The 12,229-nt window shown below is 74.4% G+C and carries 16 protein-coding genes; 6 read left to right on the top strand and 10 right to left on the bottom strand.

The genetic code is table 11. The annotated features are described in order from the left end of the window. Window positions 1-36 precede the first annotated feature (36 nt). The 10 genes from ACFVVL_RS02920 to ACFVVL_RS02875 all read right to left on the bottom strand — a co-directional run bounded on the left by ACFVVL_RS02920 (window position 37) and on the right by ACFVVL_RS02875 (window position 7,298). Complete coding sequence (locus ACFVVL_RS02920; RefSeq protein WP_380291664.1) at window positions 37-591, bottom strand: TetR/AcrR family transcriptional regulator; 555 nt, start codon at window positions 589-591, stop codon at window positions 37-39. A 160-nt stretch (window positions 592-751) separates the two neighbouring features. After that, window positions 752-1,144 (bottom strand): cell division protein SepF, encoded by a 393-nt coding sequence (locus ACFVVL_RS02915; RefSeq protein WP_380291666.1) that lies wholly within the window; start codon window positions 1,142-1,144, stop codon window positions 752-754. Between the two features lie 352 nt (window positions 1,145-1,496). Continuing rightward, a complete protein-coding gene (locus tag ACFVVL_RS02910; protein WP_380291668.1) occupies window positions 1,497-2,210 on the bottom strand; it encodes a TVP38/TMEM64 family protein in 714 nt (237 codons plus the stop codon). A gap of 68 nt (window positions 2,211-2,278) precedes the next feature. Beyond that, a complete protein-coding gene (locus ACFVVL_RS02905) occupies window positions 2,279-2,788 on the bottom strand; it encodes an RICIN domain-containing protein (RefSeq protein WP_387670881.1) in 510 nt (169 codons plus the stop codon). Window positions 2,789-2,802: 14 nt separating this feature from the next. Next, window positions 2,803-3,345 carry an RICIN domain-containing protein gene (locus ACFVVL_RS02900; protein WP_380295521.1) on the bottom strand — a complete coding sequence of 181 codons (543 nt, stop codon included), beginning with the start codon at window positions 3,343-3,345 and terminating at the stop codon, window positions 2,803-2,805. 42 nt (window positions 3,346-3,387) lie between these two features. Further along, window positions 3,388-3,921 (bottom strand): RICIN domain-containing protein, encoded by a 534-nt coding sequence (locus ACFVVL_RS02895; RefSeq protein WP_387670879.1) that lies wholly within the window; start codon window positions 3,919-3,921, stop codon window positions 3,388-3,390. A 56-nt stretch (window positions 3,922-3,977) separates the two neighbouring features. Next, complete coding sequence (locus ACFVVL_RS02890) at window positions 3,978-4,523, bottom strand: RICIN domain-containing protein (protein ID WP_387670877.1); 546 nt, start codon at window positions 4,521-4,523, stop codon at window positions 3,978-3,980. Between the two features lie 67 nt (window positions 4,524-4,590). Further along, a complete protein-coding gene (locus ACFVVL_RS02885; RefSeq protein ID WP_387670875.1) occupies window positions 4,591-5,148 on the bottom strand; it encodes an RICIN domain-containing protein in 558 nt (185 codons plus the stop codon). Continuing rightward, complete coding sequence (locus ACFVVL_RS02880; RefSeq protein ID WP_387670873.1) at window positions 5,145-5,942, bottom strand: dienelactone hydrolase family protein; 798 nt, start codon at window positions 5,940-5,942, stop codon at window positions 5,145-5,147. Before ACFVVL_RS02880 ends, ACFVVL_RS02885 begins: the two co-directional genes overlap by 4 nt. A 93-nt stretch (window positions 5,943-6,035) precedes the next feature. Beyond that, on the bottom strand, window positions 6,036-7,298 hold the full coding sequence (locus ACFVVL_RS02875; RefSeq protein WP_387670871.1) for an MFS transporter: 1,263 nt from the start codon (window positions 7,296-7,298) through the stop codon (window positions 6,036-6,038). A gap of 153 nt (window positions 7,299-7,451) precedes the next feature. Here ACFVVL_RS02875 and ACFVVL_RS02870 point away from each other — a divergent pair, with 153 nt between their 5' ends. From ACFVVL_RS02870 to ACFVVL_RS02845, 6 genes are all read left to right on the top strand, one after another. Beyond that, entirely contained in the window at window positions 7,452-8,660 is a 1,209-nt protein-coding gene (locus ACFVVL_RS02870) for an ROK family transcriptional regulator (protein ID WP_380295533.1), read from the top strand. Window positions 8,661-8,780: 120 nt separating this feature from the next. After that, window positions 8,781-9,197 (top strand): molybdopterin-binding protein, encoded by a 417-nt coding sequence (locus ACFVVL_RS02865; RefSeq protein ID WP_380295535.1) that lies wholly within the window; start codon window positions 8,781-8,783, stop codon window positions 9,195-9,197. Window positions 9,198-9,226: 29 nt separating this feature from the next. Further along, window positions 9,227-9,676 (top strand): hypothetical protein, encoded by a 450-nt coding sequence (locus ACFVVL_RS02860; protein ID WP_380295536.1) that lies wholly within the window; start codon window positions 9,227-9,229, stop codon window positions 9,674-9,676. A gap of 73 nt (window positions 9,677-9,749) precedes the next feature. Beyond that, complete coding sequence (locus ACFVVL_RS02855; protein WP_387670868.1) at window positions 9,750-10,466, top strand: glycerophosphodiester phosphodiesterase; 717 nt, start codon at window positions 9,750-9,752, stop codon at window positions 10,464-10,466. Further along, on the top strand, window positions 10,463-11,587 hold the full coding sequence (locus ACFVVL_RS02850) for a winged helix DNA-binding domain-containing protein (protein ID WP_387670866.1): 1,125 nt from the start codon (window positions 10,463-10,465) through the stop codon (window positions 11,585-11,587). Before ACFVVL_RS02855 ends, ACFVVL_RS02850 begins: the two co-directional genes overlap by 4 nt. A 126-nt stretch (window positions 11,588-11,713) precedes the next feature. After that, complete coding sequence (locus tag ACFVVL_RS02845) at window positions 11,714-12,145, top strand: hypothetical protein (RefSeq protein WP_387670864.1); 432 nt, start codon at window positions 11,714-11,716, stop codon at window positions 12,143-12,145. Window positions 12,146-12,229: the final 84 nt, after the last annotated feature.

Below are 12,229 nucleotides of genomic sequence, written 5' to 3'. Positions count from 1 at the left end.
TTCCGGTCCGGGGTGCGACGGATGGGGGAGTCGGGGTCAGTGCGGGCGCGGGGTGCGCAGGGCGCCGCCGAGGAGGAGCTCGGCGAGCGAGAAGGTCGCGTCGCGCGAGGCCAGCCGGCCGTCCTGGACGGCCCAGCCGATCCCGGCGAGCAGGTCGAAGAACGCCTCGCTGAGCCAGGCCGCGGAGAGCTCGATGCGGAAGACCCCCTGCTGCTGCCCGCGCAGGAAGAGCGCGTGCAGCCGGGCCATCTGGGCCTCCCAGAGGTCGTTGACCGCCTCGTCGTCGTAGAGCTGGCTCTCGCCGGTCAGGTAGGCGCAGAGCATGGCGTCCGGGACGATCTCGTCGATCAGCCGGCGCAGCGCGGCGTGCGCGTCCCCCTCCTCGACCGCGGCGGTGTCCAGCGCGGCGGCCAGCCGCTGGAGCGCGAGCATGCCGACCTCGCGGATCAGCGCGTCCCGGCCCGGGAAGAGCCGGTGCAGGGTGGCGCGGCTGATGCCCGCGGCGCGGGCGATCTCGTCGAGGTGGGCGGTCGGGCGGCGGGAGAGCACGCCGACGGCGGCTTCGAGCACGGAGTCACGGTCGGTGGCCATGGGACGAGTGTACGTCACGTGAGACGTGGATGTCTCAGAATTGATCCGGGCGTCTCGTGCGAGGCGCGGCCGCCCGGCGCGCGGACGGCAAAAAACCGGGGACGGCGGTTGCCGTCCCCGGTTCTCGGTGCCCCTGCCGGCCGGTCGCGGCCGGTGCCGGTCAGCTCTGGTTGTAGAAGCCGGTGTCGTCGAGCGGGCGGTCGATGACCATCACCTCGACGTCCGCCGGGGTGAGCAGGAACACCCGGCGGGCGATCCGCTCGATGCCGCCGCGGGTGCCGAAGATCAGGCCGGAGGCGAAGTCCACCATCCGCTTGGCCTCGGCCTCCTCCATCTCGGTGAGGTCCATGACCACCGGGGTGGCCGCCCGGATGTGCTCGCCGACCGTGCGCGCCGCCTCGAATCCGGTCGGCCGCAGGGAGACGATCTTCGCCGGGGCGGGGGACGACGGTACCGTCTCCTGCTCGACCCACTCGTCCTCGTACACCGCGGCCGGGTAGCTCCCGGAGGGCATCAGCCACCCGTTGTGGTGCTCGTCGCGAAGTGCTCCCATGCCGCGCCTCCCTGCCTCTGTTCCGATACAGGTCCCCCGGTGCGCGTGCCCTTTTGACACGTCATCCACTCGTCGGAACTGTCCGAGTATCGCACTGATCACCGGTCTCGTGCCCGCTCGCGCCGTCCGTACGAGTCGCGCCGCGCCGACGACCCGGGCGGACCCGGGCATCAGAAGCGACGCGGCGGAGGGACGTACGGTTGCGCGCGTAGAAGATATCGGTCGCGGTCGCCGCGCAATTGACCTTCTGTCAACAATGCGGGAACGATTTCACACACCACCGACAACGACCCCGGTCGGCCGAGCGCATCGGCGTGTCCCACGCCCGGCGCGCCGTCCGGGAGCCCGGCGCTCAGGCCTGGACCGCGCGCCGTCGACGGAGCGCCGCCCGCACCAGCGGGACCAGGCTCGTGAGGGCGATCACCCCGATCAGTCCGGCCGAGAGCAGGAAGCCCGTGGACCCCGGCTCGCGCGCGGTGGCCGCCGCCGCGACGTAGACCGCGGTGACCGGGATCACCCCGAGCGCGGTGGCGAGGATGAACGGCGGGAACCGGACCCCGGAGACCGCCGCGCCGTAGGTCGCCGCCTGGAACGGCAGGCCGGGGAGCAGCCGCAGCAGCAGGATGCTGCGGAACCCCTGGTGGGTGAAGCGCCGGTCCATCGCCAGCAGCACCCGCCCGCGCAGGAGGCGCCGCAGCGCGTCCCGGCCCAGCCAGCGGGCCAGCCCGAAGGCGACCGCCGCCCCGACCGTCGTGCCCAGCACGGCCAGCGCCAGCCCCTGCTGCACGCCCAGCAGCAGCCCGGCGGCCGCGTTCAGGGCCGGCCGGGGGAAGAAGGCCACCGTGCCGACCGCGTACACGGCGGTGAACAGCGGAGCGCGCCAGTACCAGGGCGTGCCGGTGAACAGGCTGCCGTCGAACAGGGCGGTCGGGTTCCACAGCAGCAGCGCGCCGGTCACCGCGGCGAGGATCACCACCAGCAGGGCGAACCGCGGCCACGGCGAACGCTCCGGCAGGTCGGCCGGAGCGGGGCCGGGCGGGGGCGGGGAGGTCACGGGTCCGGGCACGGCCCGAGCCTAACCGGGCGCCCGCTGCGCCCGGCACACGGGTGCCGGGCGCAGCGGGCGGCGGGGGATCAGTACCAGTACTGGGTGGAGCCGGAACCCGGCGGCCACTGGACCACCGGTGTGCCGCTGGTCCGGTTGGCCTCGAACAGGTCCAGGCTGAGCCCGCTGTGGCGGTTCACCGCGGACCACTCGCTGTGGGAGGGGCGGGGGACCTTCTGCCACGCCTGGTTGGTGCCGCGGTTGCAGGTCCACTGGACGAGCCGGGTGCCCGGCTCGGTGCTGTAGTCCGGGACGTCCAGGCACTTGCCGCTGTTCACGTTGACGAACTCTTCGTGGGCGGTGCGGATCCACCGCTGGTTGGCGCCGTTGTGGCAGTCCCAGATCCGGACGGGGGCGCCGTCGTCGGTCCGCCAGTCGGCGACCTCCAGGCACTTGTGGATGTTGAGGTAGCCGCTGATCGGCCCCGGGACGCCGTCGGCGTGGGCGCCGGGGGCCGGGAGGAGGACGAGGCCGGCGGTGGCGGCGAGCACGGCGGCGGCCGCGCTCGGGCGGTGCGGGGTGGTGCGGTGGGTGCGCACGGCGGACTCCCGGATCACTGGAGGCCGGCCGGCCTGGACGAGTAGAGCCACTTCTGGTTGTACCCGTGGTTGGCGTGCCACTGGATGACCGGGGTGCCGGGCGTCGGGTCCTCGCCGCGGACGTCCAGCAGGAGCCCGCTGTTGGTGTTGGTCAGGGTGTACAGCCCGACGTGGTGCACCAGCTCGGCGGTCCACTTCTGGTTGTCGCCGCCGTGGCACGGCCAGATGATGGCCTGCACGCCCTCCTCCCTGCTGCCGAAGGGGATGTCCAGGCACTTGCCGCTTCCGACGCCGACCAGTTCGTGGGCGTCGGTCCAGTACCACGTCTGGTTGGCGCCGCCGTTGCAGGGCCACTGCTCGACGGGCGCGCCGTCGTCGGTGCGCTGGTCGGTGACGTCCAGGCACTGCTGGAGCGGGGACCGGTTGATGGTGATGAGCGCGACGGGCTGGGCGGGGCCGGCCTGCGCGGTGGTGGGGGTGACGAGGCCGAGCGCGGCGGCCGCGGTGAGGACCGCGGCCGCCGCGACGGGGCGGCGGGTGGTGCGACGACGGGTCATGGGGTTCCCCTCGATGCGTACGGGAAGGAGGTCGCGGTGCGGTCAGCCGTCCCCGCCGGGCCGGCAGTCGAGGTTGTAGGTCCACTTCTGGTTCGCCCCGCCGTTCCACGGCCACTGGGCGACCTTCGCCCCGTCGGCGGAGCTGCTGCCGGCCAGGTCGAGCATGAGCCCGCTGTTGAGGTTGATGATCAGGCGGCTGCCGTCGGGCAGGCAGTTGGCGTCGCTCCACCGCTGCTCGGGCCTGCCGTTGCAGGTCCGCTGCTCGACCTGGACGCCCCACTGGGTGGAGGCGCCGGGGACCTCCAGGCACTTGCCGCTGTACGCGTTGGTCAGTTGGCCGGCGTCGCTCCAGCTCCACTTCTGGTTGGCGAGGTCGGTGCAGGTCCACTGCCGGGCGGCGGCGCCGTCGTCGGTGCGCCAGTCGGCGATCTCCAGGCACTTGGTGCTGGCGCTGTTGCGGATCTGGACGTACGAGTGGTCGCGGGCCGCCGCCGGCGCGGCGGGCAGTGCCGCCGCCAGGGCGGCGGTGAGGGCGGTGGCGGCGCCGAGGCGGGCGGTGCGGGTGCGCCGGCTCATGGGTCCTCCTTCGGGATCGGTGGGTGTGAGCGGGAAACCGGGCCCGGAGCGGGGGATCAGGAGGTCGGGCCGTCCGGGCCCGGGGTGAAGTCCGAGGGGGCCCAGATCTGGTTGTAGGCGACGGGCGTGTCGATCGGGTTCCACTGGATCACCGGCGCGCCGTTGACCGTGCTGGCGAAGGCGACGTCGAGGACGAGCCCGCTGTACGCGTTGACGTAGCGACGGCTCCCGGAGTGCATCAACTGCTCGGTCCACTGCTGGTTGGTGCCGCCGTTGCAGGTCCACACCACGATCCGGGTGCCGGGCCTGGTGCTGTACCTCGGGACGTCCAGGCACGTGCCGCTGTTGGCGTTGACCAGGGTCCGGTCGGCGGCCCAGTACCACTGCTGGTTGGCGCCGCCGGTGCAGGTCCACTGCTGGACGGGGGCGCCGTCGTCGGTGCGCCAGTCGGCGACCTCCAGGCACTTCTCGGAGCCGAGGTTGGTGATGCTGAAGGGCCGGCCCAGCTGGTCGGGGGCACCGGCCCGGGCGTGCGCGGCCGGGGCGGTGAGGGCGAGGGCCGCGGTGAGCGCGAGCAGCGCGGCGGCGGGGCGGAGGGACATGGGACTCCTCGTGGGTGATCGGGTCCGGTGCCGGGACGGCTGGCGTCCCGGCACCGATGGCCATCTGTCAGAAGGGGGGCATGGAGAACCTGGGCACGAGCCCGGCCCAGCTCTGATTGTCGCCGCCGTTGGCGCCCCAGGTGACGACCGGAGCACCGTCGGAGGGGTCGAAGCCGTACACGTCGAGGACCGTCTCCAGGAAGCTGGTCACGGGTCCGGTCGACGGTTGGCTGACGCCGGGCACGTGCCACCGCTGGTTCGGCGGGTAGCCCATGGAGGAGCAGGTGTACTGGATCAGCTGGACGCCCCAGGCGGTGCTGCGACCGGGGATGTCCAGGCACAGACTGCTGTGCTGGTTGAGGACGAAGCTGCCGTTGTTGACGATCCACTGCTGGTTGGCGCCGCCGGTGCAGGTCCACTGCCGGACCGGGGCGCCGACGTCGGTGCGCCAGTCGGCGACCTCCAGGCACTTGCCCGTGGCGGTGTTGCGCAGTTCGAAGGGGGGCGTGTAGGTGACCCCGGCACTGGCCGTGCCGGGTGCGGTCAGGACGGCCGCCGCTGCGGCGACGAGTGCGCCGAGGGCGGCGCCGAGGCGTCGTCTTCGGGCGGGAGCGGCGTGGGTCACGGGTGTCCTCCTGGGGTGCGGCGGATGGTGCGCTCGGACAGGAAGCCGAGGAGTCGGAACCACGACTCCCTTGCGGCGTCGTGGTGTTGGACAGCCGCGAGTTCGAAATAGTTGTGCGGAGTCTGAGGAAAAGTCATGAACTCGTGCGCACAGCCGGCTTCGGTCAGCGCGGCGTCGAAGGCGGCGACCGCGCTCGGCGGGATGTGCTCGTCGGCGCCGCCCCAGAAGGCGAGGATCGGTGCGCTCAGCCCGGCCGCGAGCTGGGTCGGCCCGGGGGCGCCGTTGAGGGTGTCGGGGTAGCCGTAGAAGCCGACCGCGCCGGCCAGGCCGAAGCGCGGCGCGGCGGCGCGGAAGGCCTGGCGGCCGCCGAAGCAGAAGCCGAGTGCGACGACCTCCGGGGCGCCGAGCGCGCGCAGGTGGCGGATGCCCGCGGTGAGGTCGGCGTCCAGGCCCTCGGGGGTGAGGGCGAGCAGGTGCGGCAGCAGCCCCGGCAGCTCGCCGAATTCCGCCGCGCGGTCCCGCGGGACGGCGCCGGCGGTGCGGCCGTAATAGTCGAGGACGAGCGCCGGGAATCCCTGTTCGGCGAGCCGGACGGCGGTCTGCCGGTAGAAGGCGGAAAGGCCCTTGTTGTCCGGCAGGACGAGCACGCCCGGTCCGGCGGGGTGCTCCGGGCGGGCCAGGAAGGCGCCGAACGCGGCGCCGTCGGCCGAGGTCAGGGTGAGGTCGGCGGTCTCGGCGAGGGTGTGGGTGGCGGGGGTGAAGACGGGCGGGGCGGCATCGGCCTCGTAGCACACGGGAATTCCTTCGCGACAGCGGAAACGCCGGGCGCGCGGTGGGCGCGCCCGGCGTTCCGGAATGCTAGCGAGAATTCCCCGAGGAATTTCCCATCATATCGCAGGGGTGTTTTTTTCGAAAGACTTCTTCGATTCCGGAGTGGTCACGTTTGCGGGCCCCGCACCGCCGGGGGCGTGCTCCTCGGCCCGGCGCAGCGCCCCCGCGCTCAGCATCAGGGCCGCGGCGAGGGCGGTGACCACGCCGAAGGAGACGGTGAGCGAGGTGGCCTGGGCGAGGCCGCCGATGATCGCCGGGGCGATCAGCCCCGAGGTGTAGGTGACGGTGGCGACACCGGCGATGGCCTGGCTGGGGTTGCTGCCGATGCGGCCGGCCGCGGCGAAGGCCAGCGGGACCACCACCGCGACGCCGACGCCGATCAGCGCGAACCCGGGGACGGCGAGCGCGGGGCGGTCGGCGGCGACCACCAGTACTCCGCCGCCGGTGGCGATCGCCCCGCTCAGCCTGGCGGCCCGGACCGCGCCGAGCCGGCGGATCACCACGTCGCCGGCGAGCCGGCTGACCGCCATGGTGAGCGAGAACGCGGTGTAGGCGGCCGCCGCCACGGCGGGCGACGCGCCGGTGACCTCGCGCAGGTAGACGCCGCTCCAGTCCATCGAGGCGCCCTCGGCGAACACCGCGCAGAAGCCGACCAGCCCGATCACCAGCGAACTGCGCGGCGGCAGCGCGAAGCGCGGCGGCGCCTCGGCGTGCTCGGCGGCGCGCACGTCCGGCAGTGCGCCGCAGGCCGGCTGGGTGGCGAGCAGCAGGACGAAGGCGGTGATGCCGATCTGCAGCCGGGGGTCGACGTCCTGATGGACGGCCAGGATGCCGATCCCGGCCGCGACCAGTCCGCCCGCGCTCCACATCCCGTGCAGGCTCGACATGATGGAGCGGCCGAGACGCTGCTCGATCTCCACGCCCTGGGCGTTCATCGCCACGTCCGACATGCCCGCCGTCGCGCCGTACACCAGCAGGAACAGGCAGAGCACCGGCAGCGAGGGGGCGAACGCCGGCAGGGCCAGGGCCAGGCAGCAGAGCGACAGCAGCCCGGCGACCGACGCCCGTCCGCCGTAGCGGTGGACGACCCGCCCGGCCAGCGGCATTGCGAGCGAGGAGCCGATCGCCGGCATCACCAGGGCGAGGCCGAGCTGGCCGGGGGAGAGGCCGAGGTGGTCCTTGATCCACGGGATCCGGCTGACGAAGGTGCCGCCGACGGCGCCGTGCACGGCGAAGACGAGGGCGATGGCGATACGTGCGCGCCTCGCGCCGCCCGTGCCGTCCACGGGTGGTCCTGCTGGGGTCAGGCTGGTGGTCATCCGGCTCTTCCCTCCCCGTCGCGGTCGGTGCGGCGGTGCCCTGGGGGTGGTGTGGTGGGTGTGGTGGTGCCCGTCGACGTGGCAGTGCGGCGACGGTTCGATAAATTATCAGGAAGGGACACTGATAGAAACACTCTGGAAGGATGTCCGGCCATGACCACCGCGCGAACGGCCACGCCGAGCACCGCCCGGGCGATCAACGACCGGTTGGCGCTCAACCTGCTGCTCGACCAGGGGCCACTGACGGCGACCGAGCTGCGTGACCTCACCGGCCTCTCCCGGCCCACGGTCGCCGACCTGCTCGACCGGCTCCAGCGGACCGGCCTGGTCGCCGTCGTCGGCGAACGCGGCGAGCAGCGGCGCGGCCCCAACGCCCGGCTCTACGCGCTGGTCGCCTCCCGCGCCCACCTCGCCGCCTTCGACGTCCGCTCCGGCGGTGTCACCCTGGTCGTCGCCGACCTGGCCGGGCAGACCCTGGGCGGCACCGAGATCGCCGTCGCCGGGACCGGCTCCGACGCCGCCGCCCACCGCGACGCCGCCGGGCGGATCGTCCGCACCCTGCTCGACACCGCCCGCCGGGCCGGCGTCGAGCACCTGCACACCGTCGCCGTCGGCGCCCCCGGCCTGGTCGACCCCGCCACCGGCCGGCTCCAGTCCACCGGTGAACTGCCCGCCTGGCACGCCGAACTCCTCACCGCCCTGCACGACCTGCCCGGCACCGACGTGATCCTGGAGAACGAGGTCAACCTCGCCGGGCGGGCCGAGCACCGGATCGGCGCCGCCCGCGGCCGCGACGACTTCGTCCTCGTCTGGCTCGGCCACAGCGTCGGCGCCGCCGTCGTCCTCGGCGGCAGACTGCGCCGCGGCGCCACCGGCGGCACCGGCGAGATCTGCTTCCTGCCCGTCCCCGGCACCGTCGCGCTGCCGACCGACACCAGCTGCGAGGGCGGCTTCCACAGCCTGGCCGGCAGCGCCGCCGTCTGCGGGCTGGCCCGCGCCCACGGGCTGCCCGTCGGTCCGGCCGACGACGCCCCCGCTGCCGAGGCCGCCGTCCGGGCCGCCCTCGACGCGCTCGGCGACGGGCAGCCCGGCGGGCCGTTCCTGGACGAGCTGGCCGGGCGGATCGCCCTTGGCGCCTCCGCGGTCTGCGTGGTCCTCGACCCCGGCTGCGTCGTGCTCGGCGGTGAGATCGGCCGGGCCGGCGGCGCCGAACTCGCCGCCCGGGTGGAGCGGCGGCTCGCCGGGCTCTCCCCGCTGCGCACCGAGGTCCGCCCCGGCGAGGCCGGCGGCGGCGCGGTGCTCGCCGGCGCCGTGCTCACCGCCGGCGACGCCGTGCGCCGGGACCTCTTCGGGGAACCGTAGGCCCTGTGCGCCGGCGGCCGGCCGGTACGGCAGGATGGGCCGCGGAGCCGGGGCCGGGCGGGGGCGAACCACGGCCGTCCCCCCGGCCGACCGTCCGCACCACCGTCAGGAGTCGCAACCATGGGCCAGCCCGGGGCACCGGCCAACCCGTACCGCATCGGCGAGGCCGCGGCGCTGCTCGGCGTGAGCGCCGACACCATGCGGCGCTGGGTGGACGCCGGCCGGATCGCCGCCGAGCGCGACGAGAACGGCCACCGGATCATCGCCGGTGCCGAGCTGGCCGCGTTCGCCCGGGAACTCGCCCGCCCCGAGACCGCCGCCGCCGAGGGCCGCCCCTCCTCGGCGCGCAACCGCTTCCCGGGCATCGTCACCGATGTGGTGCTCGGCGACGTCGCCGCCCAGGTGGAGATCCAGGCCGGCCCGTTCCGGGTGGTCTCGCTGATCAGCCGGGAGTCGGCGGAGGAGCTGGAGCTGGTGCCCGGGGCACCCGCCACGGCCGTCATCAAGTCGACCAATGTGATGATCGAACTGCGCTGAGCGCCGACCGCCGAGGAGAGGACGCCCCCATGCCCCACGACCCGCTGCCGTCCACCCAGAGTGCCGTCCTCGCCGTCGAGGCGATGGCCGCCCGGCACGGCCGCTCGGTGCGCGCCAGTCACGACATCGGCGCCGACCGGACCTTCGCCGGGCTGGTCGGCACCGACGGCGGCGGCCGGGACGCATTCGCGGCGATACCGCACGAGGCGCTGGTCGAGATCTCCGGCGTCCCCGAGGTCACCGTCCGCCTCTTCGTCCACGACGAGGCCGTGGTCACCGTGGACGACATCGCCTTCGACGTGCCGCGCGACAGCGTCCCGGCGTTCCTGAACTCCGTGTGGACCGGCCTGGTCCACCTCAAGCAGCGGGTCTTCCCGCCCTCCTGCACCATGATCGTCACCGTGCCGGGCGAGCGGAGCTACCGTGAGGCCGTGACCCTGTACACCCTGACCCCGTGGCTGGCCGGCAAGCTCCGCTGACCCCGGCCGCCCGCGCGAAGACCGCCGCTCCGACCCGATGAACGGACCGATGAACGGACCGATGAACGGACCGATGACCGCATCCGCCGCCCGCCGCCCCGTCCTCGCCGTCGCCCACCGCGGCGACCCGTACCGCCACCGCGAGAACACCCTGCCCTCCGTCGAGTCCGCGTTCGCCGCCGGCGCCGACGCCGTCGAGGTGGACGTCCGGCTGACCCGCGACCGGGTCCCCGTCCTACTGCACGACGAAACCCTCGAACGCCTCTGGGGTGACCCCCGCCCGCTCTCCCGGCTCACCGCCGAGCAGCTCGACGCCCTCGACGACGGCCGCTACCGCGTCCCCACCCTCGCCGAGGCGCTCAAGGCCACCGCGGCCGCCGCGCCCGGCGCCACGCTCCTGATCGACCTCGACGACGCCGGCCCGGCCGCCGCCACCTGGGAGGTCGTCACCGGCCTCGGCGCCGAGCAGCGGGTCGGCTTCTGCGGCCCCGCCTCCGCCATGCTGGCCGTGCGCGCGCTCGCCCCCGACGCCGAGATCGCCCTCACCTGGAAGCAGCCCCGGCTGCCCGTGCGCGCCCTGCTCGACGACCTGCGCCCGACCTCCATCAACCCGCCGTTCGGCCTGGCCACCCCCGGCTTCACCGCCGCCGCCCACCAGGCCGGGCTGTCGGTCTCCACCTGGACCGCCGATCTGCGCCGCACCATGCGCAAGCTGAGCGAGGCCGGCGTGGACTCGATCACCAGCAACCGGATCGCCCTGCTGCGCGCCGTCCTGGACGGCCGCCGGTGACCGGCGGCCCGCAGGGGGAGGACGGCGGGGTGCTGGGCCCGCGGGCGCTCGGCCGCGCGCTGCTGGCCCGTCAGCACCTGCTGGAGCGCACCGACGCCGCCCCGGCCGCGATGATCGGGCACCTCGGCGGCCTCCAGGCCCAGGCCGCCCCGCAGCCGCCCTACCTCGGCCTGCTCTCCCGGCTCGACGGCTTCACCCCCGAGGCGCTCACCGACCTGATCGAGAGCCGGCGCGCCGTGCGGATCGCCCTCCAGCGCGGCACCATCCACCTGGTCACCGCCGAGGACTGCCTGAGCCTGCGGCCCCTGCTGCAGCCGCTGCTGGACCAGCAGTTGCGCACCACCTTCGGCAAGCGGCTGGCCGGCCTCGACCTCGACGCGCTCGCCGCCGAGGCCCGCGCCCTCGTGGAGGCGGAGCCGCGCACCTTCCAGCGGCTGGGCGCCGACCTGGCCGCCACCCGCCCCGGCCGCGACCCGGCCGCGCTCGCCCAGGCGGCCCGCTGCCTGCTGCCGCTGGTGCAGGTCCCGCCGCGCGGCCTGTGGGGACGCGGCGGCCCCGCCGCGCACACCACCGCCGAGGCCTGGCTCGGCCGGCCGCTCGACCAGGCGCCGCCGCCCGACGGCCTGGCGCTGCGCTACCTCGCCGCCTTCGGCCCGGCCACCGTGGCCGACCTGCAGAAGTGGTGCGGCCTCAGCCGGCTCGCCCCGGTGCTGAAACGGCTCGCCCCGGATCTGGTCACCTTCCGCGACGAGCAGGGCCGGCTGCTCCACGACCTGCCCGACGCGCCCCGGCCCGACCCGGACACCCCGGCGCCGGTCCGGCTGGTCGCGCCGTTCGACAACCTGCTGCTCTCGCACGCCGACCGCACCCGGGTGCTGCCCGAGGAGTACCGGCCGCGGGTGATGACCCAGAACGGCATCGTGCTCGGCAGCCTGCTGGTCGACGGCCTGGTCGCCGGGAGCTGGCAGCTGGCCGGCGAGGGCACCGGGGCGCGCTCGGTGACGGTCCGCCCGTTCGCGCCGCTCGGCCGGGCCGACCGCGCCGCGGCGCGGGCCGAGGCCGAACGGGTGCTCGCCTTCGCGGGCGGCGGCGACGAGGTCCGCTTCGAGGACGCCCGGTAGCGCGTTCGGCGCCCGGACGGGCGTGCGGGGCGGGGTGACTCGTTGGGGTGGCCCCACGGCGGTGCTCTGTGTCCGTACCGCCGGGGCTGGCTTGAATCGAGCCACCCTATCGAAGTGGAGTCGGCCATGGCCCCTGTGCACAACGGCGTCTACGCGATCGCCAAGCCCGACGAGCAACTGCTCACCCTCCAGGCCGCCAAGGAGTTCGTGGTGGTCCTGCCCCCGACCGGCGAGCCCGGCGAGCAGGAGTGGGAGGTGAGCGGCCTCGACAACGGAAACGTCGTCATCAGGAACCTCCGGCACCAGAGCCACCTCGGCCTGGACGGTCCGCCGGAGGTGAACCAGCAGGTCCGGGGCACCGTCGAGGCGTTCGAATGGGCGCTGTACCAGGCCGCCGAGCCGTTCTCCTTCCACGTCGTCCTCCCCGGGGGCCCGGTCGACGGCCAGGAGCTGGCGCTGGACCTGAGCGTGCTGGACATCTTCCCGCAGCGGACCGCGCTGCGACCGCTGGAGGTCCAGGACCAGCGGCAGGCGTGGCTGTTCCAGTCCCACGAGTGAGTGACGGCGTGCCCGCCCCGGCCCGGTGGTTCCGCGAGCACCGGGGCGGGACGCGCCCGAAGGTGAACAAAGTGGGCACATGAT

It is taken from the genome of Kitasatospora sp. NPDC058115, from assembly GCF_042884635.1.
Classification (GTDB): domain Bacteria; phylum Actinomycetota; class Actinomycetes; order Streptomycetales; family Streptomycetaceae; genus Kitasatospora.
This window is presented reverse-complemented; position numbering and strand designations above follow the sequence as displayed.

Bases quoted from the DNA above. Each gene is read 5' to 3' on its own strand.
- ACFVVL_RS02915 (WP_380291666.1), bottom strand. From the start codon at position 1,144: ATGGGAGCACTTCGCGACGAGCACCACAACGGGTGGCTGATGCCCTCC.
- ACFVVL_RS02860 (WP_380295536.1), top strand. From the start codon at position 9,227: ATGCCCCACGACCCGCTGCCGTCCACCCAGAGTGCCGTCCTCGCCGTC.
- ACFVVL_RS02920 (WP_380291664.1), bottom strand. From the start codon at position 591: ATGGCCACCGACCGTGACTCCGTGCTCGAAGCCGCCGTCGGCGTGCTC.
- ACFVVL_RS02895 (WP_387670879.1), bottom strand. From the start codon at position 3,921: ATGAGCCGGCGCACCCGCACCGCCCGCCTCGGCGCCGCCACCGCCCTC.
- ACFVVL_RS02870 (WP_380295533.1), top strand. From the start codon at position 7,452: ATGACCACCGCGCGAACGGCCACGCCGAGCACCGCCCGGGCGATCAAC.
- ACFVVL_RS02875 (WP_387670871.1), bottom strand. From the start codon at position 7,298: ATGACCACCAGCCTGACCCCAGCAGGACCACCCGTGGACGGCACGGGC.
- ACFVVL_RS02890 (WP_387670877.1), bottom strand. From the start codon at position 4,523: ATGTCCCTCCGCCCCGCCGCCGCGCTGCTCGCGCTCACCGCGGCCCTC.
- ACFVVL_RS02900 (WP_380295521.1), bottom strand. From the start codon at position 3,345: ATGACCCGTCGTCGCACCACCCGCCGCCCCGTCGCGGCGGCCGCGGTC.
- ACFVVL_RS02865 (WP_380295535.1), top strand. From the start codon at position 8,781: ATGGGCCAGCCCGGGGCACCGGCCAACCCGTACCGCATCGGCGAGGCC.
- ACFVVL_RS02845 (WP_387670864.1), top strand. From the start codon at position 11,714: ATGGCCCCTGTGCACAACGGCGTCTACGCGATCGCCAAGCCCGACGAG.
- ACFVVL_RS02855 (WP_387670868.1), top strand. From the start codon at position 9,750: ATGACCGCATCCGCCGCCCGCCGCCCCGTCCTCGCCGTCGCCCACCGC.